This is a genomic window from Paenibacillus monticola (genome assembly GCF_009664975.1).
Taxonomy (GTDB): Bacteria; Bacillota; Bacilli; order Paenibacillales; family Paenibacillaceae; genus Paenibacillus_AQ; species Paenibacillus_AQ monticola.
In genome coordinates this window covers 982,197-1,008,417 of sequence record NZ_WJXB01000002.1, presented here as the reverse complement: position 1 = coordinate 1,008,417, position 26,221 = coordinate 982,197, and the positions used below count along the sequence as shown (strand labels likewise).

The following is a 26,221-nucleotide window of genomic DNA, read 5'->3' as shown; positions in this document are numbered from 1 at the left end:
TTAAGTATGGTTTGAGCCGCAGGCACCGGGGCCTTGCTGGCTTTAGCAAATTATCTTTTTGTTTCTCTCACTAGAGAATAAAGCGTATTTTGATGCAAAAAAAGATTTTTGTTCCTTTTTTTGCATCAAAATCGCTGTCGCTCCCGTGCGGGAGCGTGGATTGAAATCCGTCCAACGGGTTGAAGCGAATCCAAGCGCCATGTCGCTCCCCGTGCGGGAGCGTGGATTGAAATAAAGATGTGATCATGAGTGTGAATCATGATCTGAAGGTCGCTCCCCGTGCGGGAGCGAGGATTGAAATAACTGACGCTGAACTAAGGAGGCGAGAACTTTGGCGTCGCTCCCCGTGCGGGAGCGTGGATTGAAATCAAAGCCAAAGAAAAGTTAGCCGAAGACGAGAGAAGTCGCTCCCCGTGCGGGAGCGTGGATTGAAATTCGAAGATCGCTAGTGGGTATGTATGTTTCCTCGTCGCTCCCCGTGCGGGAGCGTGGATTGAAATTTCAAAATCAAGTCACCGTCACGGCTTATGGCTGTCGCTCCCCGTGCGGGAGCGTGGATTGAAATAGATCATATAATCCCTTCATTGGTCTACCATTGTCGCTCCCCGTGCGGGAGCGTGGATTGAAATATTATCTTCGTCTATATTGATCCAAACTGCATTCGTGTCGCTCCCCGTGCGGGAGCGTGGATTGAAATCAGTTTGAGATGTGATTTGTGCTAGATCAGTGGTTGTCGCTCCCCATGCGGGAGCGTGGATTGAAATCTCAATACGTAACAGGCAAGTTGTAGCCTCTATGTAGTCGCTCATTAAGCAGGAGCATGAATTGAAATTCGTCCGTAAATTTCGATAGCTAGCCGCTTATTGTTGCTACTTATGAAGGAGTATGGGATGAAATAGAACATAAGCTCAACGGTTCCGGTAGACTGAGCATGCATGATGTAATTTTCAAGTGTTGCTACATAGTAGTTTGGGCGAGAAAGCCGAGAAAACAAAAAGCACTGAATTTCCGCTTAATCAGCAGGAATTCAGTGCTTTTTTACAATTCCAAATTATATTTTGCGTCGTACTTCGAATAAATCGTTTGGACTGACCTCGAAATATAGACATAACTTCATTATCAGTTCCGCTGAGATTTTCTTCTTATCCATATTAGTATTATGGATTAATTCCATAATCGTTGTTCTTCGGTGCCCGATTTCCTTGGACAATTTTAATACGGATATATTTCGTTCTTTTAGTATTTTATCCAATTTGCAGTAAAGTGTGTATTCGTGAAATTCCATGTGGGTCCTCCGCATATCAGAATTAGTTGCACTTTTAAAGTGCATATAGTATATTGTTGGTAGAGGAACTGAACTTTAAACGTGCAATTAAAAGCGTGGAATTTATTCGACGAAATTTACTAATATCTTTGAGAGCAAACAAACGGAGGAACCCATATGTCCAAACGTCGCCCTCACAAACTTAATACACAAGCTATTCTTGATATCACTGAAATGAATTTGGTCTGGCCGGAATTAGAAGCACAGGATTCATTACACTTCTATCATCTCACTGATGCGCTTGGACGTAAATGGCAAACCATTGGTTGTCATGTCACGGATGCAATTAAAGTTTTTGAAATGGGGGAGTATCCGCCCTGGACATCAATAATAGAAGCAGCTCCCTATAATCAAAATGTTACCATAAGAGAACTGATACCAATGTTAAATTGTAAAGATAACGCATTAAAAAACGACATGCAAATCATATTAAATACATCTGTCCGTTGTAACCAGTTTATAAGCAAAATTATTAATGTGAATTATTATAGCATTTTTCAGGTGTTATATGATCTTAAGAATAAATATCTATTAAATGATCCGATATCAATATCTGATTTTGAATATCTGTACAGTATAAATCCAATCGAATCCCTATCCCGATTTTATTTGGAGAATGTAGATACGTTGGATTATTGGGAGTGGGTACAAGCCGGTGGATCGGCTGAATTGGCCATTAATTTCAGAAATGCGAATCCTAATCTAACTTTAATTGAAGCTATAGAAAAAGCAGAGAGGTTGAAAGAACAATAAGGGTACTTGAATGAGAAAGCCATCACTCCAGTATACATTTTTCAATAAATTGTTGACTACTTAGAAAAGACGTCCGATCCATGACTTGGGTGTCTATTCTTGCTCTAATATAAATCCCGGATACTGACTTTAGCGCAATTAAACTAAGTGGGGCATGGGGGGAGGCAGAGTGCCTGAATTTACGGGATTGTTCAACTGTGTGATAGCGTCATATTTACTCATGCAGCATGAGATTTGAAATAATGAAGCGGTTATTAGAGGAAAGGTGCTGCTGTTTGCTACGAAATGACGTACAATAAGGGTGTAATCTATCTATCAGCGAGCACAAAGAATAAAGTTGATTTTGCATTTTCCAAAAAAAATTTGGCTTAAAAGTATTTCTAGTAATTGGTGCGAATGTATAGCGCACATGAAAACCCCGGCTCATTCGCACCAAATTTATTACAAATTTTGTATGAAATATTGATAAAGATGTCACTGTTGTTCGGGATCTAGCGTAATAAAGTAAATATAAGAGAAGTTAAAATGGATTTATGCTGTTTTTAAGTGTAAAATCGCAGTCGCTCCCTGTGCGGGAGCGTGGATTGAAATAGCTTGAACTCATCGTCATAAGCATCCCTTAAGTGTCGCTCCCTGTGCGGGAGCGTGGATTGAAATATGTTTAACTTTATCACCATTGCGGGAAACGATAGTCGCTCCCTGTGCGGGAGCGTGGATTGAAATAATTTTGTTTGGCCCGTTATTAAGGTGGTTGTGATGTCGCTCCCTGTGCGGGAGCGTGGATTGAAATAACCATCCGTCCGCATTTTGGCAACAAATCCGTGTCGCTCCCTGTGCGGGAGCGTGGATTGAAATGATATGTGTGTATCCCTTATCGCTGTTGTCGGTGTCGCTCCCTGTGCGGGAGCGTGGATTGAAATGAGTTGATCCACTGCATATTCTCTTCAACCTCCCGTCGCTCCCTGTGCGGGAGCGTGGATTGAAATCCCACTATGGATGGCGGTGTAAGCAGCATAGTCGTCGCTCCCTGTGCGGGAGCGTGGATTGAAATTGTCCAGCATTGGCTTGTGTATTGGCTGGTGGAGCGTCGCTCCCTGTGCGGGAGCGTGGATTGAAATGATCTCCCAGTTTGCTCCGTAGTTATCGTGCTTAAGTCGCTCCCTGTGCGGGAGCGTGGATTGAAATCATTGTCATAATACAAATACTGTCGTAAAGACCCGTCGCTCCCTGTGCGGGAGCGTGGATTGAAATTGGAATCGCTGGAAGTCCTGACGTCTCTTGGATGTCGCTCCCTGTGCGGGAGCGTGGATTGAAATCACGCTAAACCTCATAGGAGCCTCATACAGAGACTATCGCTCCCTGTGCGGGAGCGTGGATTGAAATCGATGTGTAATGCGATTATATTTGATATGGGACAAGTCGCTCCCTGTGCGGGAGCGTGGATTGAAATTGAAACCACTCTTTGTAGATGGTTCCTTGAGTTTCGTCGCTCCCTGTGCGGGAGCGTGGATTGAAATACAATCCGATACCATACCGGATATTACCTTTTTATGTCGCTCCCTGTGCGGGAGCGTGGATTGAAATCGATATTAGACCATCGTCGCTGATAGTTATCTGGTCGCTCCCTGTGCGGGAGCGTGGATTGAAATCAATATTTACCCGCTGCTGCTTTTGCGTATTGATCGTCGCTCCCTGTGCGGGAGCGTGGATTGAAATATAAAACTGTACTGCTTAACATGCATATATCTAGGTGTCGCTCCCTGTGCGGGAGCGTGGATTGAAATTAATAGAGCGATACGCTCAAGAGCCCTGCGCAAGTCGTCGCTCCCTGTGCGGGAGCGTGGATTGAAATAGCTGCCCCCCTCTCGTCCCCCTCTCGGACATACTGTCGCTCCCTGTGCGGGAGCGTGGATTGAAATTCCTACAGCTCCGTTTGCCAAGGTGTTGATATTGGTCGCTCCCTGTGCGGGAGCATGGATTGAAATTATGACCCGGTGCCCTTCGGTCCTAACCACGTTGTCGCTCCCTATACGGGAGCGTGAATTGAAATATAGATCGACCATCGTTTTTGCACCAACAAACAGTCGCTCCCGCACAGGGAGCGACTGTTTTAAATTACGGGGACTGCTTCTCAGCGATCGAATAACCTTGAATACGAGATATATTTGTCCAATATTGTAATAATTTAAAAGGGATATTGTCGGTATATAGCGAATTAATCTTCTGTTAGATGATTTGAATGTATCTGAGTATAGTAGGTTCGCTATAGATAGAAAGCGGATACATCTTACACAAGGAGCTTAGAGAAGCAAGTATGTTGGAACATTTAAAGCTACTGCAGGTACGGGCGCATTTCACAGCACAAGAAGCGGGGCAATTGCCTCCTTATCTTGGTTCGACCTTGCGGGGAATATTGGGGCATTGTTTGCGTGATTTTGTATGCATTCATCCCATGCTGCGCTGTCATTTGTGTGAACTCTCCACCAGTTGTGCGTATGCACTGAGTTTCAATTCTCCGGGCAACGAGGCGGGAGCGGTTAATCCGTTTGTAATTCATGTTCCTGTAAGGGACAAAGAGAAATGGCAGCCCGGCGACCGTCTGACTTTTGACATTACAATAATTGGGCGGGCAGCGGATATGTCTGGCTTTTATCTGGATGGACTGCTAGCCATGTCACAACGCGGGTGGGGAGCGAACCGGATGCGCTTTGCGCTGACGCAAATTACAGATCCTCTCACGAATTCATTGATCTGGAGCGGTGGAAGAACTTGGCTACGCAATTTACAGCCTACTCCAATACTTTCAGCGGAGCGTTCTGCAAGCAGTGCGCTTATCCAATTTGATACCCCACTGCGTCTATTAATTAAGCGATCGCTGTGCCGCCAGCCGACCTTTAGGGATTTAATCCATTCGATTAGCCGGAGAGTGGGTTTATTGTCGCATGCGTATACCGGCCAAAGGATTCAATGGGACGAGACAGCGCTGCTTGATCGGGCGGAAGGTATCCAAACCGTTGAAGAAAATTGGAGATTTGTTGATTTTGAACGTTACTCGATGACGTATGATCGTAAATTGTCATTGCCAGCGATTGAGGGATGGGCGCGTTACGAAGGCGATCTCACCCTGTTTATTCCTTGGCTTGAAGCAGGGAAACGGCTGCATGTCGGCAAGAATGCGACCCATGGTTTTGGTCACTACCAGGTATTTTATGGTTAAGTCCGACGATGAGAAGGAGTGAGTCAGACCGTGAAGCATAAACAAGAGGAACAACCTGTAGCTGAAACAAAAATAAAAGAAAGCAAAGAAGTATTTCAAAATATATTCGAAAATTACAATTTTATGGACCAAATGCTGCTCAATGAAATGGAATTATCTTCAATGCACCCAGGCTTGACTGGCAGTTATCGTGAGGGAGCATGGCTGAAGTTTTTTAGAGGGATTATTCCTTATAAATATCAACTGGCGCAAGGCGTTATTATTATTGACTCTGAACGCAACGTATCCAAAGAGGTAGATATTGCTGTTTATGATGAAAGCTATACTCCATATGTATTTCAATATAATTCGTTGAAATACATACCAATTGAAGCTGTAGCAATGGTTATTGAATGCAAAAGCAAGAATTATAATCCAGAGGACTTAAAAAAATGGTCAAAAAAGATAGAAAAGTTGAAAACGAAGGCCTCCGGTGTGGCCAGAATGGTTCAGGGATACGCCATAGGAGAGAACAATCGGACACAGAGCGGAACACGTCCGATACGGGTATTGGTTTCCATGAAGGAGCGTGTTAATGAAGAATCTATGCTCAATTCCGCTGATAGCTTAAGTGGATATTTTGATTTTATTGTTGAGGAGCAAAAGTCATCTTCCAAAAGTTCACTCAAAAGCACATCGTTTAGAACCATAGTTGCCAATGAAGATCGTACGCTTGGCTGGTGGGGGGAGGCACTAAATAATGTCGGGGGCAAAACAAAAGAACTCAATTTGCATCTGCTGCATATGGATCAAAACCTAAATAAGACTTCATTAGCGCTCAAATATCCTGAGTTAAGCTTCAGTGATGATTTGAAATTAAGTAATACATTAAAGGATTTAAGAATAGAGGGCAACCCCCTCTTGAGTTTGAATCTGCAAATCAATCAATTGTTGATGCTCTTGAACAATCCGATGCTGTTCCCCCATTTTGCGTACGCTAATGCTTTTAAGGAAGCCTTGAAGGAACGGAAGAATGCGGACACCTCTACAATAGAGAATTCTGAGAAAAAGGAGCGTTGACAAGTGGCGACCTATGTATTCATAGATGTATCTCGCAAGCAGCAATACATATTCAAGCATAACCGCTTACGTGACAATCTCTTCAATTCATATATTATCAAAGCCGTAACGGAAGAGGACAAGCCTCAGGAGCACAAGTTGGACAACGACACCCTAGCTATACAGGCAGTATCCCTCAGTGTTTTTCTCCAGGAGCATTTCTCAGCGGAGAAGGAACCTTTTGTATACTCTGGCGGCGGAAACAGCATTATTAAGCTGTCTTCTCCGGAACTTGCTGCCGAATTTAGTAGGAAATATTCCCGCGCAGTGCTGGAGGCCTATCCTGACCTGGAATTATATCTCAGTAAAGTTGATGAATCTGAAGTTGATCTTGGTAAGGCAGACTATCAAATGGAGATTCGCAGGAAACTGCACGAGCGAGCAGATCAACTCAAGGATAAACGGCGATCAGCATTCCGACGCTGGACCTATGGGATCGAGGAGATCGGTGAGACTGGCAAGGCAGTACCTTGGACCGGGCAAGTAGAGAAGCCGACAGAGCGGGAAGAAAAGCAAGAAGACCAGGCTCGTATAGATCTGGCTCGAAGCAAATTGTTCGGAAGAATTGAGAAGCGGCTGCCTCCTTCTGTAGAGATTACCGTAGAACTGAAGAAATATAAGCTTTTAGCCGGAGAGAAAAGCTATATTGGAATTATTTCTGTAGATGGCAATAAAATGGGCGAAATGGTAAGCCGGATGGATGATTTTGCACGACTGAATGACTTTAGTGAAACCATTGAGTTTCTATATGCCGACGCGGTAATCCGGGCATTACAGGTATTTACGGATCGGATGCAATACGCGGAGAATAATAAAATTTTGCTCATAACACCGGTAGTTCTGTCTGGAGACGATATCTGTCTTATCACGGAGGGGGAAGCGGCGATAGAGGTGGCAACCCAGATTGTCAAGGAGCTGAGAAAGCTGTCCGAGCAGCAGGAATGTCGGACGAAGCTGAAAATGGGGCCTGACGATGAATCTTACCTGACAGCCTGCGCAGGTGTGGCAATTGTGAAAGTGAATTATCCGTTCTTTGACGCGGTGAAGAAGGCGGAAGCTTTATGCCATCAAGCCAAGGAATCCGCACATCGACTTGAGCAGGAAGGACAAGCCGCTGATAGTGGGGAGGCTGCAGGGGTTGCGGCATCATTTATAGATTGGGAAATTGTGCAGGGTCAAGTGATGAGCGAGTCCGTCTACGAGAGTCAAGTTAGACATCGGAAGGATCAGGAAATCTTTCACATTAAGCCGTTGCGTATAGACCAAGAGGCGGCGTTTGAGAAAGATATCTATAGTTATGATGCTTTCAAGCGCCTGACGGATGCGCTCCAAGCGGCGAGATACAGCAACGAACCAACTGATAGAATCAGTAGCTCATTTCTGGAACAGATCAAGAAAGTGCTGTATGGCGGATGGACGCAATACAGTTTACTGTTCCGCATGAATCAAAGAAGTGACAGCCGGAGACTTGCCAATCTGGTTAAAGAAATTTTCCTCCTGGAAACTTCGGATAGTTCAGTCGGTGAACGAGAAGTTGAAACGGTTAGTATGCAATATGGCGTAGTTGTGAGTAAGAAGAATTCCGTCAATTATTATACGTATTTGTTGAATGACGTTCTGGAAGTGCTGGATTTCATGCCGGAGAAGGAGGAGGAGCGTCATGATCAGCGACAATAGTTATGTGATTGAAATCTGTCTGCGGAGTGAAGCAATCTTTGGCAGCGGCGAGAAGGAGCGGAATCTGGTTCAGTCCAAAGCACTGACCGATGCGGAAGGTTTTGTCTACTTTCATGCCAAATCTCTTAAAGGTCAATTGAAGCGGCAAGCAATCTGGCTGCAGCAACAATATGACAGCTTTGACCGGGAGCAGGGAGTGGCGTTTCAAGGCTCTATAGCTGCGTTATTCGGTCTAAACTCTTGGGAACTGGATGAGTCAATTGCGGAGCCGTACAAGAAAGTGTTGCGTGAACATGGAATTATGAAGTTCAGCCATCTGGAGCTGCCCGCTTCGGTCAGAGAATATTTTCGCGCGATGCTGGCTGAAGATCGGGCCAATGGTTATATTCAACTCTCCCAGCATGACCTGATTGAAGCCCAGACGCATATCCGCACAGGCATTCAATGCGGCAAGGATAAAATGCTTACTACCTTTCATACGGTGAAAAAGGGGTTAATATTCTATTCAACTCTCACATTCGACGAGGACCCTGCGGTTCATCTACCAGCTTTGACACGTATCGTCTACTCGCTGAACAGAATCGGAGCGAATATTCATCGCGGTCGGGGCGAGGTCAGCGCAAGACTGTTGGTGAATGGTGTAGAGACCAAAGGAAATATAGGGTTAGAAGGAGGCGGTGTGTCTCGTGCTATATTATCAGGTTATTGAGTTCAACAATATAGAGCCGCTGAAGATTGGCGCTGGTGGTAACAACAAACAGTGGGCAGAACCTGCTAAAGATTATATCCCGGGTTCAACTATCCGTGGTGCGGTAATTTCACAAATGCTACGTCAGGGTGTATTTGATAATATACCGGCGATTTTGCAAGATATGGAATGTTATAATGCTTATCCCTATGAGTCTGGAAAGCTTTACTTTCCGATGCCTCAGCATCTGCGAGTCAACAAGCATGAATATCGGCGAGCCAAAATGAAGGCGGCCATGCCGGGGGGCAGCAATACTCCATTAGAGTTATATGACTTGTCTGTACAGAATAATGAGAATGGAAAAAACACTCCTGAATTCCGTTACGTTGCCATAAAAGACGATCAGCTTACGGGGAAAACAATTGGCAAGAGCTACAGACTGCACCAAAGCTCCAGCCTGAATAAAGGGATGAAAGAAAAAGCAAACTTATTCAGCTACCAGGCCATTGAACCGGGTCATATTTTCAGGGCGATTATTGCTTATCAGGATTCTGTTAAACAACAGGTGGAGACGGTGCTGAAGAACACAAACTCATGGTACTTAGGAGGCTCTAAAGGATCAGGTTATGGACATTGCCGTTCAGAACTTCCGGTTGAAGCCACAGTGTATTATGAAGACGCCAAATTGAATCTTGGACTTCCACTAGCTTCCTGTGCTTCGGGCTCTTCGCTGATCCTAACCTGTCTATCGGATGCGTTATTTCGGAATGAATATGGACAGCCTGTCCCTTACATGCCTGAGGAAGCCATTACAGAAATCTGCGGTCATTCTGTCAAACGCAAATCCAGTTTTATTGATACCGGAATTACAGAAGGATACAATGCCACCTGGAGATCACGCTATCCTAAGGAGACGACGCTTAAGGCAGGCTCTATTCTAACCTACACGTTTGATGAACCGCTTGACGAAAGAGAGTGGCAGCGGACCACGGCTATCCTGGAAGAGAGATTGAACGGATTGCGCACCCAGGATGGATTCGGCTGGTTGGCTGTAAATATGGATTATCCCTCCCAACTGATCTTTAAGGGGGATGAGCAGTCCGATTCTGCCGCCACCACTCAAAAGTGGCCTGACACGCGTATGAATCCACAAGAAGCAGAGGTCATGCGAATGATAAGCAAGGGACTTGGAGACAGTCGCAGCCGCTGGCTCTACCTGCTATGCGAGCAATCATGGAATACGGAAGAAGGGCAGAAACCTAGCCGGGATATCATCATTTCAGACCAGCTCAAACGTCATCAACTGGGAATAATGATGGATGAGTTAAAGGATTGGAAACCGAATATCAATAAGCGCGTGGTTACTGATCATAAGCAGGCATACCGTAGAGATGAGGACCAATGCTCAGTCGCAGGGATTTCTTTTGATAAAATACTTGAATTTCTATATCGTCCTGAGGGAGAAGCGAAATCGTCACTCACCAAAAATGTAGACTATTCGAAACTGCTCGCCTTTGCTGAGCATAAGCTGAACACCCGGAAAGGTTTGATCTACTTCGACAAAAAGAGCAGTGAGGCTACAGAGGTTCCTGCCAAAAGATTTATCGCAGAGTTGCTCCTCGCAGGACTGCAAATTCGACACAGGGAGAGGGATATAACTTGAGCGGAAAACAGATATACTGCTTTACTCTTAAAGCGGAATCTCCAGCTCGGTTCGGAGGAACCCGGGCGGAGGAATTGTTGAAAGATGGGGATGACCGTCCATTTGTGGCCGGCAACAGCATCGGAGGAGCATTGCGGGATTATGTAAACCGGGCATTTCCGCACCTAGAGCAGGAGGTACTGTATTATATGGGCGGTTCTGTGCTTGACCCGGACCTTATGGACAATGAGGAGAAAGTCTTCAAGTTCAGGGAGAGCCGGATTTTTATTAGCGATGGTTTGATTTCAGGCATACAGAAGCTTGAACAACCCGAACATCAGAAGGTAACAACGATGTGGGCGGAAGGAACTGCCATTAATCCAGTGAACAGTTCCGCCCGGCTCAATCATAAATATAAGCGGGAGTATCTGCCACGAGGTACGGAGCTTGCATTTAATATTGAATGTGACACAGGGGCAGAGGAGTCAGACTCAGCGCTGTTAAAGGTGGCTTTTCAGGAGCTTATCGAGCTGTGGGCAAGAGCAATTCATGACGGAAGTTTACGTTTGGGCGGTCAGAAAAGCAATGGGTACGGCAAATTCAGTCTGTCCAAGCTGGAGATTCAGGAATTCAATTTCGACAGTCAGAAAGTGTTGGATGACTATATATTTAACCGTGAGCACATCAAGCGTCGCGACTGTACGGGAAGGGTACTGCAGGGGGAGAACAAGACTGCTGTTTTGCCTGCTATTGAGTTTACAATGATGGGAAGTTTTCCATACGGAGTCTATCAGTCGTTTCAGGATGAAGTGGTCAGTGCAAAGACGTTCAAAGTGACTGGATTGCAGAGAAATGGCGATGGCAACTATTATATCCCGGCGACTAGTATAAAGGGGCTGCTGCGCCATGAAATTCGTCAGTTATTCATACGGATGAATAAAGATCAAAGTCCGGCAGGCATACTGGCCGCGGAGCAACTGTGTGAGCAATTGTTCGGGAGCACAGAGCAGCGCGGGAAGCTGCTCATGTCAGATATGATCTTCACGAAATTCGTTGAGGTAGCCATAGAACGCCCGAAATCTCCAAGAGATGATTCCGAAACTCCTACTACGCTGCCTGTATATGTAAAGATTGACCGTCTCACTGGCGGGGTCCTCTCTTCGGCACTGAAGCATCAGAACGAAATTCAAGGAGAGGCGGAACTTTGCCTTGAATTGCAAGCCGATGATGTTGACCCGAACGGTCATCCATTTCTGTTTCCCATCTTATATGCATTACGCAGAATAGGCGCAGGCAAGGTACCGATTGGTGGTAGAACTGTAATAGGTTTGGGCGAATTTTCGGCACCAGAAGTCAAAGTTTCCATTATGGGAGAACCTTATTATTTCAATAATGGGGATTCCTTGCCACCGGAACAGCTGCAACGCCTAGAGCAATATTACGATATTTTTGTCAAGGAGGTGCAGCAATGACGAAGCCGCAGAACTTGTTTAAACTGTCAGAACTGCCAATGGAACAGTTCTCGTTTATCGTTCATTTATTCGATCGAATTCTCGTGGGCAAAGTAGATGATTTACAGTATCGGGAACTGGTCTTAGCGCTGGAACGAGATGAGGTGCTGGAAGCCCATTTTTTCAATAAAGAACAGGAAGTATTCGCGGCCCGAGTGAAGCGTCAGTTAGTTGCTTACAGGCCCTTGCTTCCGCTGGAAGTAGTCGATCCTACTATGGAAATCCTTACCCGTTGCTATGAAATCGAAGACAACAAGTATAGCTATAATACGCTTATTGTTAAAGAATATATAGATTACGAGGACGATCTGGCTTATGTTAAGCAGACCATGCTGTACGACCTGGAAATGAGGGCTAAGCAATGAATAAAGCAAATCGTTCAGCCCCGCATCCGGTAACGCTGCCGTATGATTTTGTACCTTTTGCTGGTGATGAAGTAAAGCCCGCTGCTGCTACGGAGTATCCATACCTGAAATCTGAAGTTCCGTCTCATGACGGCAATGCAGAGTTCCCCTTATCGGGCTATCTCTCTTATCGGATTACACCCCATTCAGACCTTGCACTTGAAGTCAGAAAGAGGGCTGGGGCAGATGCAGGCGGCAACTATTTCATCAGTGGAAGCCAGATCCGGGGCAGAATCCGCGCCAATGTCGAAATGCTAAGCGCCAGCTACCCCGAATTCATTGATCGCAGCGAAATGTTGTATCGGGAGCTTATGAAACCGGCGGGTGAGGCGATTAGCAGTAATGCCTATAAAGATTTGTTGGGAATTGGGAGTACTCAAGGGAATAAAAAGATTGAGCAAGTGGTGCGTGCCGGCTTTCTTGAGAAAGTAGGAAATGAGTATTATATTATTCCAGCTAAACCTTTCGGAGATAACAATTTTGTGTCAATTAAAGAGTTTGAACTTGTAACCAAGGGCTTGCTAGACCGTGATAACCATTTATTTCAATGGGGAATAAATTATCGGAATGGAAAAGCAGATTCTAACCTGATTCAAAAATTGAGTAAACCTTATCGGGAGATTGAAGAATTAGATAAGGATATAAGTGGGATTCGTCGCAGTAGTTTAAAAGGGGAAATAACGAAAGAAGTGGAAGAAATAATTAAAAGAATTTTCACAAATGATTTTGCCTTTAATACACATATTAAGGGTTACAATCCTGATTTGGTTGTACTTCAAGAGCAATTAATAAGCGCACTGCAAGATAAGGTGGGCAATGAAAAGCTTGAGCCATTGTTTACCAAGATGTCCGAAAGATGGAGGTTAAAGGCAGAGATTCATTTAATGTATAAAAATAAGGTGGTTCCAGTAAACCCAAATTTTAAACCTTTTCAGAAAAATGTTAATTTCATAGCAAGCGGTACTTATATATCTTCACTTTCTATCTCACCCATTAAAGAGGGAGGACAGAAAGGTTTTTTATACAATTCTACTAACGCCAGCTCCAAACGAAGCCACTATCTGATTGGAGAAGCGGATAAACAGCAGGAAAAGATACCGGTTCCGCCCGCGGTCATTGAGACTTACAAATTACTTTATAATAAAATGCGATCCACCTCAAAATCATTTTATAATGTATTCGATGAATACACAGAATTGTTTAAGGCTTGTGGGAGAGAAATGCCAATTGTTTTTTATCAAGACAATGTAAATCATGAGAAGGTTCCATTGCGTATCGGCCGTACGCCTTATTTTAAAGTGCCCTTCGGTCATCAACTGAAAGGTTTGCTTGGAGACCCTGCGGAACAATTGCTGGATTACGCACAGGCGCTATTCGGTTATATTTCTGTCAAGGGGGAAGAAGGCTACAAATCTCGATTGAGATTCAGCCCTGTTGATTTGAAGGGAGAGGCTGACTTTGAGGGTGATAAAAAACCATTTCTGTTGATGTCTCCCTACGCTTCGGCGGGTGGGATGTACTTGCGACCCAAAAAGGGAGTTCCGCAAGGTTATACAACAGCGAAAGGCAGTATGCCCAACCCCTCTCAACAATTAAACGGCTATAAATACTATCATATTCTTAAGGATACGGTTCCATATCACCCTTCTGGAGAACGTAAAAATATGGAGACAGTGAAAACCGTTTTTAGTAAACAGAATATTAATAATATGGACGGCAAAATTTATTTCTCTAATCTTTCGCAGCAGGAATTGGGGTTGGTACTGCTTTCCTTGGATATTGAACTATTGCTGGAGAGTCAGAAGTATAGAGGGGATGTACAGAAGTATCTAAACCATTCCCAAAGCATTGTTAAAATGAACAAAAGGGCTGACGGAACTTTAAAGCCTGAGACACTGTATGAGTTAATTGGTGGTGCGAAGCCATACGGTTACGGAAAAGTGCAGTTCAAGATTAAGGATCTTTGTCTAGAGAAACAAGGCAACGATTTTGAATCGTTGATTGTTAATACGAGCGATGAGTTGCAAAGTAATTATACTGAGTATATTGATGCTTTTATTGAGGCTATGAACGGCCCTGATCTCTTCAATCGGATTCATCTGGACCGATATATTCGGAGTAAGCAAGAGATAGACTTTGCAGGGAAAGAAAATCATTGTAATTGGGATAATTTAGAATATAAAATTTCTACCTCTGATCGTGAAGGTGGGAAAAAGGGAGGAGGCTATCCTGCAAATTGGGTTTTGGAAAGATAGGAGAGTCTGGTGCGAACCCCAAGCTCTCATGAAATCCCCGGGTCCTCCGCACCACGTTTATTACATTATTTGTATGTATAATGGATGAGTCAGCCTATTCATTAATGAATTAAGTGGTTTTATTGCTTTTAAAAAGGTTTTTCATCCTTTTTTTAGTCGGAAATCGCCGTCGCTCCCCATGCGGGAGCGTGGATTGAAATACAACGATTGATATGGAAAATCCATTATGCCGAGTCGCTCCCCATGCGGGAGCGTGGATTGAAATATTCCATGGGTTGAACGTGATGGTGAGTTGCTTAGTCGCTCCCCATGCGGGAGCGTGGATTGAAATAGGTTAGAGAAATTAGAAGCAGTCACGTTAATAAGTCGCTCCCCATGCGGGAGCGTGGATTGAAATATAAAAGGCCTGATATTGATCATCGGTGTAATCCCGTCGCTCCCCATGCGGGAGCGTGGATTGAAATATCCGTCATTCACCGCCTAAGAGCATGCCATAAATCGTCGCTCCCCATGCGGGAGCGTGGATTGAAATTCTGAATATCTGCTCATGCTGGATTTACTCCTTAGTCGCTCCCCATGTGAGAGCGTGGATTGAAATATTACTAACTGCGGAAGCCAACTGATCAATGCGAGTCGCTCCCCATGCGGGAGCGTGGATTGAAATATGATTTTGCTCAGTTTGGCTTGAACATCTGGATGTCGCTTCCCATACGGGAGCGTGGATTGAAATTAGATCCCCAGCGTTGAGCTGTGCGACCATCTCAGTCGCTTCCCATGCGGGAGCGTAGATTGAAATTTTTTTACAGTGTGCCTTAGCTTCATTTTCTGCTGTCGCTCCCCATGGGGAGCGTGGATTGAAATTCCGTGCCCCATTTGCTGCCGGACTTAAATTTAAGTCGCTCCCCATGCGGGAATTCTGGATTGAAATGCGCTTGCATAGGTTGCGACATATTCCTAACATGTGGGTTGGAAATATCCATTCGTTGTCTTGCATCAGGTCAGTACCCACTGTCGCTCCCTATTTAGAGAGCGTGGATTGAAATTCTAAACGTTGATCCTAGTCCAATAAAAAAGTCTATACCAAGTAGCCGTTTTTGGCTTATGGAATAGACTTTTGAAAATATGAATAGTTTGTTCAGTTTACAATGCCATAACTCCATAAAATTATCGGATTATTTAGCGTTATTGATAATGCTTAATCACAACTCATTTAATTAAATGAGTAAACTTTTCGGGAGCTTTGCGAATTTCCTGTGCTAATCGCTCGTAATCCTCCGTCAATTTAATGGAACGAACTCTTTTCGCACCAAGATCACGTGGTTCGATAAACTCAGCTTGCCTCCAGTGACCTATCTTTTCTCTTATCGAGCGATCTGACAAGTGAAGGAGTTCCCTCATCTCACTAGTCGTTATCGTATCTTGTTTAAAAGTTAACTGGGCGAATACCATTCTTTGCTGAGGGTCTAACTTTCGAATTAGCTCCGGTTCGATTTTCGTCATTTGAGCGGATTTTTCCACCACAATAGATGCGGCCTCTTGAAAGACTTCTGCCAGACCCTCAACAAAAAAATCAAGCCATGGGGTCAAATCGGCCTCATTCCTCCCAAAATAAAAATTGTGATGCAGGCCTAATTGAAGTCTGCGATAGTATTCTGCCAAATTACGATCATAGAAATTCTCAAGTACGAACAGCCCTTTCAAGCCATATCCACCGCGACGAAGGAGATAGGTCGTTACCATACGTGCAGTCCGGCCATTCCCATCCAAATAAGGGTGGATCGTCAAAAATTGCCACATAAATATCCCCGCTGTGATCGGAGTCGGAATTGAATGGGTTTCTGGATAATTAATCCAGGCAACCAGATCCTCCATTAATAATGGAACATCCTTCCACTCCGGAGGCAGATAGAATCCTGAGGCATTGCGACTACCCACTTGATTTTGCTCATCGCGATATTCGCTAATGCGCGGTCTCCTACCATGCGATATTCTAATAATGGCATGTAGTTTCTTGATTAACTCCTCAGTGACAGGGAGTTGTCTTTTTTCGGCTTCATCAAGGTATTCCAACGCCTTCATTAAGTTATATACTTCCTGTTCCTCACTATCATTGCTGTTTTGGTACAGGACTTTTCTTTTTGTCGCCTCATCGAGTGTATTTCCTTCGATCTTTGTTGAGAGAATTACTGTCTTCTCCATAGATTCTTTCTTGAGCAAGTCGAGGATTGCTGCAGGCAAAGGAAGCAGATCAACTACTGCGCTGGCACGTTGTATATCCATTAGCCTAAGGGCAATGTGATCGGTTATTAAATATTTTGGTGTAAACATGAAATCACCATCCTTAACATTATTATATCATTGCCGCTATTTTGCCGCAAACTTCATTATGAATTCAACTTTATCTTTAATAATCTGAAATGAATATTACTATCTCAACTTACGTAGTTTGAAATCGGCAGAGGACGATGAGTTACTCGTTCCCGCCACTGGAGCCCACATTCAGTAGTTTGGGAAAGCGCCCTAAGTAGTAGCGAGGGTTCTCCAGCAAAAAGAACGAGACTGCAAGCGCCGGACTTGACGTGAAGTTATCCAGTTGCCCCCAAAAGGCAAGAGGAGTATGGAGCGAATCTCATATGAAAACAAAAAATCCGTTCAAGGGCTTGAAGCGATTACATATCGGTGGAGAGGCGGAAATTAGCCTGCTCAAATTCTTTCTTTTACGAATATTTACTTTTTCAGGAGTAACTGTTTTAGCAAATTAGTCAAAAGAAAATTTGGACAGACCGTAGTTTACGAATCTATTAACAACTATAATTAAGCGTGTAACTAAAATAGGCTATAGTATTGATCAGAGTTCGTTTGATTTTGCAGTGCGAATGTAGAGCGCACATGAAATCCCCGGGTCCTTCGCACCGAATTTATTACATTATTTGTATGAAATATTGAAAAAGGCATCACTGCTGTTTGGTATCTAGCGTAATAAAGTAAATATAAGAAAAGTTAAAATGGTTTTATGCTGTTTTTAAGTGTAAAACCGCAGTCGCTCCCTGTGCGGGAGCGTGGATTGAAATACTGGTGAAATTTTTGAAAGAAAAGAATCCTAGAGTCGCTCCCTGTGCGGGAGCGTGGATTGAAATAAAGAGCAAGAAGATAAAAAGGTAGCTGAGAAACAGTCGCTCCCTGTGCGGGAGCGTAGATTGAAATTTTGGTGCGTCCTCGTAGGTCTTGAACGATTTGTGTCGCTCCCTGTGCGGGAGCGTGGATTGAAATCTTGATCTGGTCAAGTGCTCTCTGGACGTCGAAGTCGTCGCTCCCTGTGCGGGAGCGTGGATTGAAATTTTATGACATCCCGGGCCACAAGCTGGTAATATGTCGCTCCCTGTGCGGGAGCGTGGATTGAAATATAACCGAAGTGGAGGCGATCATATGAGCAAATCAGGTCGCTCCCTGTGCGGGAGCGTGGATTGAAATATTAAATCTGCTCGATATGATTTTAGAAATGAGCGTCGCTCCCTGTGCGGGAGCGTGGATTGAAATCTGACGCTGGACGGGATGCAATATGTCTTGTTTGTCGCTCCCTGTGCGGGAGCGTGGATTGAAATCTTGTAGCGCCTTACTAGACAATCTTCTAACGCTGTCGCTCTCTGTGCGGGAGCGTGGATTGAAATCAGTGGGCGCTGGTCCTGCTGATGTTTACGTTAGGGTCGCTCCCTGTGCGGGAGCGTGGATTGAAATACAAAATGTAACTTATTTATATATAAATACTGGGTCGCTCCCTATGCGGGAGCGTGGATTGAAATGCTCTGACTGTGGTTGTACAGGTTTCCTGCTGTAGTCGCTCCCTGCACGGGAGCGTGGATTGAAATCGGTTGGATTAAGGTAAACATCGTCAATCTCCAGTAGCACTTTCTTAATGTAGGATAAATTGATAAGTGCGATGAACTCTTTAAAACGTGCTAAAGCAAGCAGCAATGGCCCAAAAACGCAGAGCAGCGATCCTCCAATAACGGGAGAATCGCTGCTCTGCTGGTTTTAACGGTTTTGAGGATAATGAGGATCTGTCTCCGCTTGATTTCATAGCGGACTGTAGATCCCTTATTTCTTCTTCACAGGAACCCAAACTTCACAGCGGTAATCCTCGGCATTCGGATCGCCCGGCGGGTATAACTCGAACTCCGGTCCGCCCGTATGCTCATAACCTGTTCCCGGGAACCATTCCTGGAAAACCCTCTGCCACACCTGTTGAATCGCATCTGGCATCGGTCCAATAGAGGTGAATACGGCCCAGCTAGCAGCGGGGATGACTGTGCTTGCATAATCCTCAGTGCCGGTTCCGGGTTCTCCCTCCACAGCAATCCAATACGAAAATTCCTCGTTCGCGTGATCCATGTCCATACAGATGCCAAGGGTGTCTTTGTTCCCACTGATCTCAAGCAGCTTATCGGAACTTCCGTCTTCATTGGCTTCCTGCCAGAAGAGCGGAATTCTGCGGAAATTCTCGCCGTCTCTGGTTGAAACCTTAATTGATTTGCCAATTACGGTAAAGGCGTCTTTCTCCACGATTTTGTAGTCCATTTCCTTATCTCCCTTCAATGATAGGTGGAAGGAGAGGCGGGGAAAAGCTTTGAGCTGTACCCCTGGCTCCCGTGCAGCAGAGGGTGCAATACCGTGCGCTTTACGGAACGCTTTGGCGAAGGATTCGGGGGAGTCATATCCGTATTTCAGCGCCAGATCAAGCACTTTGACCCTGGAGATTGCCAGCTCCTGGGCCGCAAGTGTTAATCTTCGTTTGCGGATATAGTCTGCGACTGATACCCCTGTCAGCATGTAGAACATGCGCTGAAAGTGGAAGGGGGAGGAGTAAGCCACCTTAGCGACATCCTCAATGTTCAGCGGCTCCTCCATCTTGCTCTCCATATAGTCCAAAGCATTCTTCATCCGTATAAGCCATTCCAAGTTCGCCATCTCCCTTTAAATCCATACTATCATGTGCCTGCTTCCCAGTCCTGTTATTCCGTGCTCTCTTAAGACAGGTCGCAGGTATTGAGGACATAGCTTAATTAAATAAACCTGCTATTTAAGTTTAATTCAATCAGAGAATCAGCGATTTAGACGGTATACGATGGCTTCGTAAGGCCGTAAGCTTGCAGGTTCTACGGGTTGATCTCCGTAATTTCCAATGACGATCTCCGCGATCTTGCTCAGCTCAAAGGAGAGGTCAACAGACTGTGGAGTTTCGCTGAAATTCAGCAGCACCAGCCATTTGTCAGCTTCCAGTGTGCGGGTATAGGCATAAATATATTCATGTTCTGGCAGGAGTAATTCGTATTCGCCGTACACCATGATCGGGTTCTGTTTCCGCAGTGCAATCAGTTTCTGGTAATAATAAAAGATTGAATCTGGATCTGCCAGTGCCTGATCTACGTTAATGTCGCTATAGTTAGGATTAAGTCGCAGCCATGGCATCCCATTGGTGAAGCCTGCGTTGGTAGAGGCATCCCACTGCATAGGGGTGCGGGCGTTATCGCGACCTTTGATATGAATAGCGTTCAGAATCGTGGCATGATCCGCACCGCCATCGGTCACTTTTTCCCGATACATGTTGTGAGTCTCGATATCCTGGTAGTCTTCCAGTAACGGGAATTTCACATTGGTCATGCCAATTTCCTCACCTTGGTAGATGTAGGGAGTGCCCTTTAGCGTATGCAGTAGGGTAGCCAGCATTTTGGCCGATATCACACGATATTGTCCATCATTCCCAAACCTGGATACCATACGGGGCTGGTCATGATTATTCAAGTAGAGGCTGTTCCAGCCCTTCTCGGCAAGCCCAATCTGCCATTTGTGAAGGATATCACGCAGCTGGGTCAGACTCCACGGTGTCACATCCCATTTGCCGCCTGGACCCGAATCGACATCCATATGCTCGAATTGGAACACCATTTGCAGCTCCTCACGGTCTTCGTCCGTGTAAGCAATTGCATCCTCTACCGTTGCGCCCGGAGTCTCACCGACGGTCATAATGTTATATTTGGAGAGCACCTGTTGATTCATTTCGTGCAAATACTCATGGACCCGCGGGCCGTTCATATAATATTCTCCACCGCCAGCCAGTTCGCCTGGAGCCAGTCCTTCGCTATGGGCGGAAGGCAGGCCGTCGACCTTGGAGATCATATTGATAACGTCCATCCGCAGACCATCTACACCTTTGTCGAGCCAGAAGGTAATCATTTTGTACAACGCTTCGCGTAATTCGGGGTTCTCCCAATTCAGGTCAGGCTGCTTACGCGAGAACAGATGCAGGTAATATTCACCGGTGGCCTCATCCAGCTCCCAAGCCGGGCCACTGAAGATGGAGCTCCAGTTGTTTGGAAGCGTACCTTCCGGTCCGCCAGGACGCCAAATATAGTAGTCACGGTAAGGGTTATCCTTAGAGGAACGGGATTCCAAGAACCAGGCATGTTCATCTGAGGAATGATTAATGACGAGGTCCATCATTAATTTGATACCGCGTTCGTGCATGCCGGCCAGCAGCTCTTCCCAATCTCGCAGTGTGCCGAATTCATCCATAATATCTTCATAATCACTGATGTCATACCCATTGTCGTCATTGGGGGATTTGTATACAGGCGACAGCCAGACCACATCCACGCCGAGCTTCTGCAAATAATCCAGGCGGGAGATAATTCCCCGCAGGTCGCCAATACCGTCTCCGTTGCTGTCCTGATAACTGCGCGGGTAAATCTGATAGACTACAGCTTCTTTCCAAAAGGTTTTGTTCATTGTGACCACTCCTTTTACACAGTAATGGAGGAACCTTGAGCTGTGATACTGCTTAGTCCGTTCACCGTATATTCCTGATCGTAAATTGTGATGGATGCCGGAACTTCGGTTTCATTGGTAACCGTAACCTCTAGATCGGTAACATTAACTTTGAGACGGGAGCCGCGGAACATGATTTTGAAGGCATACGATGTCCAGTGGCCCGGATTGGAAGGCTTCAGCACCACTCTGCCGTCTAGCACGCGGAATCCGCCGAAACCATGTACGATGGACATCCAAGTGCCTGCCATACTGGTAGAGTGACAGCCATCCTCAGTATCATTGTTATAATTATCAAGATCCAGTCTGGAAGTGCGCAGGTACATTTCATAGGCCTTTTCCATATATCCCAGTTCGCAGGCCAGAATCGCATGGATGCAAGGGGAGAGGGAAGACTCATGAACAGTGAGCGGCTCGTAGAAGTCGAAATTCCGCTTTTTCGTTTCCAAATCGTAACGATCCCCGAGGAAAAATAGTCCCTGCAGCACGTCTGCCTGTTTAATGAAGCAAGAGCGCAGGATGCGGTCCCATGACCATTTTTGATTCAACGGCAAATTCTCCTGTGGAATATCCTTGACGAGCATGAGATCCTTGTCGAGGAAGCCATCCTGCTGCAGGAAGATGCCACGTTCCTCGTCCGCTGGGTAGTACATTTTGGCAATAATCTCGGCCCATTTCTCTGTTTCGGATTCCAAGAGCTCCAGCTTGTCAGCCAGCTCGGCATAACGGGAAGCTTCATTCTCCTGCAGATAAGCCAGAGCTTCCAGAGTATATTCCAGGGTCCAGGACGCCATCCGGTTCGTGTACCAATTGTTATTGACGTTGTTCTCATATTCATTCGGTCCAGTTACACCAAGCATGACATATTTGTCTTTGTGTGGCACAAGGTGCACGCGTTCTTCCCAGAAACGGGAGATTTCCACCAGTACCTCAAGGCCGTATTGGCCGAGATAGGCTTTGTCGCCAGTGTAATTCACATAGTTATAAACGGCATAGGCAATGGCACCATTCCGATGAATTTCTTCAAAAGTAATCTCCCACTCATTGTGGCATTCTTCACCGTTCATCGTCACCATAGGGTACAAAGCACCTTTAGTGAAGCCGAGCTTGCGGGCATTCTCTTTCGCTTTTTCCAGATGCTTGTAACGGTAGATCAGCAGATTACGGGCAATTGTCGAATCCGCTGTGCTGAGATAGAAGGGTACACAATACGCTTCCGTATCCCAGTAGGTGCTGCCGCCGTATTTTTCACCGGTAAAGCCCTTTGGTCCAATGTTCAGACGATCGTCCTCGCCGTTATAGGTCTGGTTCAGCTGAAAAATATTAAACCGGATCGCCTGCTGCGCCGAAACATCGCCTTCAATAACAATGTCGCTTTCTTTCCATTTGTCTCTCCAGGCCTCAGACTGTTCTGTTAGAAGTGTGGCAAAACCAGCTTCCTTGGCGCTTTGCAGTGCGGTTGTAGCAGCATCGATCAGTTGACCGAGTCCATGGTTGCGGGAGGTAACGTTAGCGACATATTTATAAAGAACGATTTGATCGCCGGACTGTACAGGCAGAGTAATGACACTAGCCACATATTTGTCCTGTTCAACAGCCTCAGCTTCGATGGAAAGCAACTCATCGCCCTTAAAGATGTCAAAAGCCATCGCCGAAGTGACGTGGAAATCGAGCTTTTTGGTCTTCAGAGTAAGATAACCGCCGTCAGGGAGGCCTTTCTTCTCGACTTCATTCCAGAACTTCTCATCATAGTTAGAATCCTTGTTCTTAACATCTCCATCGAGATAAGGAGTTACGGTAATAGTGCCGGCAAAATTAAGGGGTTGGATGGAGTAGCGGATAGCGCCGATTTCCTGGCGGACCATACTGACCAAGCGGATGCTCTCCACTTTGACTTCCTTGCCATCGGCAAGAGTGGCAGTGAAGCTGCGGGAAAGCGTGCCTTCTTTCATATTGAGTTCCCGGTGGAATTCGGAGACCGTGCACTTCGCCAAATCAAGCGCGGTGCCGTCGATATCAATGTTAATCCCGATCCAGTTCGTACTGTTCAGTACTTTGGCAAAATATTCAGGATAACCGTTCTTCCACCAGCCCACCCGTGTTTTGTCTGGGTAGTACACGCCTGCCATATAACTACCCTGTAGGCTATTCCCACTATATTGCTCTTCGAAGTTCGCGCGTCCGCCCATATAACCGTTTCCGATACTAAAGACGCTTTCAGAGATTTCCTGAGTTTGCGGATCAAAGGATTCCTCAATGATGGACCATTCGTCAATCTTTAAATATTGTTTCATGTGTAAACGACTCCTTTAGGGTTGGGGATGATATAAACTGAACTATGAATTCGACTTCTTAGCTTACGTGTATGCCGCTCCGCTGGCGAAAGGTTGTTACGATCGCTGTTGTCCCCAGATGCCTGAATTTTGAATTCTGGCGGTAGGCATCCGGGGACAGCATATGCTTTCGAAGCGAGCTTTCCTGCGGAAAGCTTGTGGGCGAACGCTAGCGCTTCCTCACAATCCTTTCGCCCTCTCCGCTAGCCCGCGTAACTTTAATGCTCATATTTAGTTCATCTTATATAGGACGAGCAGAAATAAACTCGCATGAATCCAGTTGGATATTAATGTTCGTTAAATGGTGGCAAATGATTCTCTCAGGCTGGAAACACTGAGCTGTTGAAGGGAAGGAACCACTATATTTGCGGCATTTAGTGTCTCAGGAGAACCAATTCCGACACTGAACATGCCAGCGCGGGTAGCCGCTTCTATACCTGCCTCAGCATCTTCAAAGACAACACAATGCTCAGGAAGAACCTCCAGTGCTTGTGCTCCCAGCAGAAAGACTTCAGGGTCCGGCTTCGCTGCACTAGTATGTGTACCATCGATAATAGCATCGAAATAGGGAGTCAGACCGGTATTGTTTAGAATGGTCATCGCGTTCTTGCTGGCGGAGCCAAGTGCTACCTTGATGCCTTGCTCGCGGCATTCTTTCAGGAATTCTAAGGCGCCGGGCAGAATTTCTGAACTGTCCATCTTGGCGATATATTCGACATAGCGGTTATTTTTCCTGTCAGCCAGCTGTGTTTTCTCTTCTTCAGGCAGTGTCAGTCCGCCGATTTCCAACAGAATGTTTAGTGAGGCGACTCTGCTGACCCCTTTGAGTCGTTCATTATCCCGTTCGGTGAAAGGGAAGCCGAGGCTCTCCGCGAGTTCCTTCCAAGCAATATAGTGATATTTGGCAGTGTCGACCAGCACACCATCCAGATCAAACAAGCAAGCTTTAATTTCTGTCATTTGTTTACCTCCTACAAGTTTTGTAAGCATCATCATCATTGAACAGCATCGTACAAAACTACCTCGTAAGCATAAACTTCAGTTTTATGGAGCCTACGCATCCTAGTGTTACTTCGCAATAAAACTACTTCGTAAGCATAAGCATCAGTTTTGTAAGCATAATCATCATTGAACAGCATCGTACAAAACTACCTCGTAAGCATAAGATTTTATGTAGCGCAAACGTTTGTACAAACTTCCAAAAAATAAATGAAGCCTAGAATCGCTTCATTTATTCATTCTGGCGGATCATTTCTTACTTGCAGAATACATGGAAGACTCTCTTATAATCAGTCGGTGGGGAATCACAAAACGGTTGGTATAACCGTCATGGTTATTCGGATTCTTGATACTTTGGATCAGCACCTGTGAAGCGGTGTAGCCCAGGTGATAAATTCCGATGTCGATGCTGCTGATCGGTGGACTGGATAATTGGGAGAGCGGAATATTGTTAAAGCTGACAATGGCCAGATCTTCAGGAACCTTATATTTCAGTTCAGTCAGACCGCGCAATACTCCAAACGACACCATATCATCGACGGCTACCAGTGCAGTTGGCCTATTGGGAAGATTCATGAAAAAAGACATCGCCCGATATCCACTATCCTGTAGAAATTCACCCTCTACGATCCATTCAGGCCTCATCTCTAAACCGTTACTTTCCATGGCCTTACGATATCCTTCGAGACGGTCGCGTGAAACGATGAGTTCAGACGGTCCGCTTACGAAGCCGATACGTTCATGACCCATTGTAATCAGATGGTTTGTAGCGTCGTATGCTGCCATGACATTATCATTATCAACGGATAAAATATTCTCATAGCGGTCGCTTCTCCCAATAAGAACGAAGGGATAGCCGCCCGTCTCCAGAAATTCAATAACAGCGTCATCTTTCCGGGAATAGAGCAGAATAGCGCCGTCAACACGGCGTCCCTTAAGCAGACGGGAGACAGCTTCCAGTTCTTCCTTTTCGTTCGCGCCGGAGCTAATCAGCACATCATAGCCGGAACGGCTGGCTTGTGTGACGATACCGCGGATCAATTCCATGAAAAAAAGATTTGAGAACAGCTCTTCAGCCGGTTTCGGAAGAATGATACAGATGCTGTTGGTCGTCTTCGATACCAGGCTCTTAGCCATCATGTTGGGGGTATAGCCCATTTCCTCCATAATAATTTTAACTTTACGGGAAGTTTCTAGGCTAATTCTGGGATGGTTGGACAATACCCGGGATACTGTGGAGGGAGAAACTCCCGCTTTCTTGGCCACATCCTTTATGGTAACTGTCATAGAAACCTCCTTATGGAACCGTTTGCTTTACAAAGTAATATTAATCGAAGAACTGGCAATTGTAAATAGATAAAGTCTTTCAGAAAGCAAGCAAAAGAGGCTTTTGCAGGACCTGTAAGACATTTTTCATAATAACCCGTGCTTAATGGACAAAAATGAGATTTTCGAGGATGAAACTCACTTAGTTCAATAATCTCTAGAATCGTGACGT

The 26,221-nt window shown here is 45.4% G+C and carries 16 protein-coding genes and 4 CRISPR repeat arrays; of the genes, 9 read left to right on the top strand and 7 right to left on the bottom strand.

Annotated elements, in window-relative coordinates; all coding sequences use genetic code 11:
- Window positions 1-201 precede the first annotated feature (201 nt).
- Window positions 202-764: direct repeats of the CRISPR family, unit length 32 nt; unit sequence GTCGCTCCCCGTGCGGGAGCGTGGATTGAAAT.
- A 287-nt stretch (window positions 765-1,051) separates the two neighbouring features.
- A complete protein-coding gene (locus GJB61_RS08945; RefSeq protein WP_154118092.1) occupies window positions 1,052-1,285 on the bottom strand; it encodes a helix-turn-helix domain-containing protein in 234 nt (77 codons plus the stop codon).
- A gap of 156 nt (window positions 1,286-1,441) precedes the next feature.
- Between GJB61_RS08945 and GJB61_RS08940 the strand changes: the two genes are divergently transcribed.
- From GJB61_RS08940 to GJB61_RS08900, 9 genes are all read left to right on the top strand, one after another.
- Window positions 1,442-2,077, top strand: coding sequence for a hypothetical protein (locus GJB61_RS08940; RefSeq protein WP_154118091.1), 636 nt, complete (start codon window positions 1,442-1,444; stop codon window positions 2,075-2,077).
- A 559-nt stretch (window positions 2,078-2,636) separates the two neighbouring features.
- Window positions 2,637-4,127: direct repeats of the CRISPR family, unit length 32 nt; unit sequence GTCGCTCCCTGTGCGGGAGCGTGGATTGAAAT.
- Between the two features lie 264 nt (window positions 4,128-4,391).
- Window positions 4,392-5,294 (top strand): CRISPR system precrRNA processing endoribonuclease RAMP protein Cas6, encoded by a 903-nt coding sequence (cas6, locus tag GJB61_RS08935; protein WP_154118090.1) that lies wholly within the window; start codon window positions 4,392-4,394, stop codon window positions 5,292-5,294.
- Between the two features lie 30 nt (window positions 5,295-5,324).
- Window positions 5,325-6,353 carry a DUF6602 domain-containing protein gene (locus tag GJB61_RS08930; RefSeq protein WP_338115718.1) on the top strand — a complete coding sequence of 343 codons (1,029 nt, stop codon included), beginning with the start codon at window positions 5,325-5,327 and terminating at the stop codon, window positions 6,351-6,353.
- 3 nt (window positions 6,354-6,356) lie between these two features.
- Window positions 6,357-8,069 carry a Cas10/Cmr2 second palm domain-containing protein gene (locus tag GJB61_RS08925; RefSeq protein WP_154118089.1) on the top strand — a complete coding sequence of 571 codons (1,713 nt, stop codon included), beginning with the start codon at window positions 6,357-6,359 and terminating at the stop codon, window positions 8,067-8,069.
- Window positions 8,053-8,778 (top strand): hypothetical protein, encoded by a 726-nt coding sequence (locus GJB61_RS08920; protein ID WP_154118088.1) that lies wholly within the window; start codon window positions 8,053-8,055, stop codon window positions 8,776-8,778. The genes GJB61_RS08925 and GJB61_RS08920 overlap by 17 nt, the downstream gene beginning before the upstream one ends.
- Window positions 8,756-10,420, top strand: a complete 1,665-nt coding sequence (locus tag GJB61_RS08915; RefSeq protein ID WP_154118087.1) for a hypothetical protein — start codon at window positions 8,756-8,758, stop codon at window positions 10,418-10,420. The genes GJB61_RS08920 and GJB61_RS08915 overlap by 23 nt, the downstream gene beginning before the upstream one ends.
- The gene (locus tag GJB61_RS08910) at window positions 10,417-11,871 is read left to right on the top strand and encodes an RAMP superfamily CRISPR-associated protein (protein WP_154118086.1); all 1,455 of its coding nucleotides are present in this window, start codon (window positions 10,417-10,419) and stop codon (window positions 11,869-11,871) included. The genes GJB61_RS08915 and GJB61_RS08910 overlap by 4 nt, the downstream gene beginning before the upstream one ends.
- Window positions 11,868-12,275, top strand: a complete 408-nt coding sequence (locus GJB61_RS08905; protein ID WP_154118085.1) for a hypothetical protein — start codon at window positions 11,868-11,870, stop codon at window positions 12,273-12,275. The genes GJB61_RS08910 and GJB61_RS08905 overlap by 4 nt, the downstream gene beginning before the upstream one ends.
- The gene (locus GJB61_RS08900; protein ID WP_154118084.1) at window positions 12,272-14,569 is read left to right on the top strand and encodes a hypothetical protein; all 2,298 of its coding nucleotides are present in this window, start codon (window positions 12,272-12,274) and stop codon (window positions 14,567-14,569) included. The genes GJB61_RS08905 and GJB61_RS08900 overlap by 4 nt, the downstream gene beginning before the upstream one ends.
- A gap of 167 nt (window positions 14,570-14,736) precedes the next feature.
- Window positions 14,737-15,366: a CRISPR direct-repeat array (repeat unit 34 nt; unit sequence AGTCGCTCCCCATGCGGGAGCGTGGATTGAAATA).
- Between the two features lie 409 nt (window positions 15,367-15,775).
- Here the strand turns inward: GJB61_RS08900 and GJB61_RS08895 are convergent.
- The 6 genes from GJB61_RS08895 to GJB61_RS08870 all read right to left on the bottom strand — a co-directional run bounded on the left by GJB61_RS08895 (window position 15,776) and on the right by GJB61_RS08870 (window position 26,010).
- The gene (locus tag GJB61_RS08895; protein ID WP_154118083.1) at window positions 15,776-16,897 is read right to left on the bottom strand and encodes a Fic family protein; all 1,122 of its coding nucleotides are present in this window, start codon (window positions 16,895-16,897) and stop codon (window positions 15,776-15,778) included.
- A gap of 711 nt (window positions 16,898-17,608) precedes the next feature.
- Window positions 17,609-18,435: a CRISPR direct-repeat array (repeat unit 32 nt; unit sequence GTCGCTCCCTGTGCGGGAGCGTGGATTGAAAT).
- A 229-nt stretch (window positions 18,436-18,664) separates the two neighbouring features.
- The gene (locus tag GJB61_RS08890; protein WP_195724287.1) at window positions 18,665-19,525 is read right to left on the bottom strand and encodes an AraC family transcriptional regulator; all 861 of its coding nucleotides are present in this window, start codon (window positions 19,523-19,525) and stop codon (window positions 18,665-18,667) included.
- Window positions 19,526-19,669: 144 nt separating this feature from the next.
- Window positions 19,670-21,352: a glycoside hydrolase family 13 protein gene (locus GJB61_RS08885; protein WP_154118081.1), complete on the bottom strand. Its 1,683-nt coding sequence runs from the start codon at window positions 21,350-21,352 to the stop codon at window positions 19,670-19,672.
- A 14-nt stretch (window positions 21,353-21,366) separates the two neighbouring features.
- Window positions 21,367-23,685 (bottom strand): glycoside hydrolase family 65 protein, encoded by a 2,319-nt coding sequence (locus GJB61_RS08880; protein ID WP_154118080.1) that lies wholly within the window; start codon window positions 23,683-23,685, stop codon window positions 21,367-21,369.
- Between the two features lie 336 nt (window positions 23,686-24,021).
- Window positions 24,022-24,684 carry a beta-phosphoglucomutase gene (gene pgmB / locus GJB61_RS08875; RefSeq protein WP_154118079.1) on the bottom strand — a complete coding sequence of 221 codons (663 nt, stop codon included), beginning with the start codon at window positions 24,682-24,684 and terminating at the stop codon, window positions 24,022-24,024.
- 288 nt (window positions 24,685-24,972) lie between these two features.
- Window positions 24,973-26,010 carry a LacI family DNA-binding transcriptional regulator gene (locus GJB61_RS08870; RefSeq protein ID WP_154118078.1) on the bottom strand — a complete coding sequence of 346 codons (1,038 nt, stop codon included), beginning with the start codon at window positions 26,008-26,010 and terminating at the stop codon, window positions 24,973-24,975.
- Between the last annotated feature and the right edge of the window lie 211 nt (window positions 26,011-26,221).

Excerpts from the sequence above, each read along its gene's own strand:
- GJB61_RS08945 (WP_154118092.1), bottom strand. The coding sequence starts at position 1,285 with ATGGAATTTCACGAATACACACTTTACTGCAAATTGGATAAAATACTA.
- GJB61_RS08940 (WP_154118091.1), top strand. The coding sequence starts at position 1,442 with ATGTCCAAACGTCGCCCTCACAAACTTAATACACAAGCTATTCTTGAT.
- cas6 (WP_154118090.1), top strand. The coding sequence starts at position 4,392 with ATGTTGGAACATTTAAAGCTACTGCAGGTACGGGCGCATTTCACAGCA.
- GJB61_RS08920 (WP_154118088.1), top strand. The coding sequence starts at position 8,053 with ATGATCAGCGACAATAGTTATGTGATTGAAATCTGTCTGCGGAGTGAA.
- GJB61_RS08905 (WP_154118085.1), top strand. The coding sequence starts at position 11,868 with ATGACGAAGCCGCAGAACTTGTTTAAACTGTCAGAACTGCCAATGGAA.
- GJB61_RS08900 (WP_154118084.1), top strand. The coding sequence starts at position 12,272 with ATGAATAAAGCAAATCGTTCAGCCCCGCATCCGGTAACGCTGCCGTAT.
- GJB61_RS08895 (WP_154118083.1), bottom strand. The coding sequence starts at position 16,897 with ATGTTTACACCAAAATATTTAATAACCGATCACATTGCCCTTAGGCTA.
- GJB61_RS08885 (WP_154118081.1), bottom strand. The coding sequence starts at position 21,352 with ATGAACAAAACCTTTTGGAAAGAAGCTGTAGTCTATCAGATTTACCCG.
- GJB61_RS08880 (WP_154118080.1), bottom strand. The coding sequence starts at position 23,685 with ATGAAACAATATTTAAAGATTGACGAATGGTCCATCATTGAGGAATCC.
- pgmB (WP_154118079.1), bottom strand. The coding sequence starts at position 24,684 with ATGACAGAAATTAAAGCTTGCTTGTTTGATCTGGATGGTGTGCTGGTC.
- GJB61_RS08870 (WP_154118078.1), bottom strand. The coding sequence starts at position 26,010 with ATGACAGTTACCATAAAGGATGTGGCCAAGAAAGCGGGAGTTTCTCCC.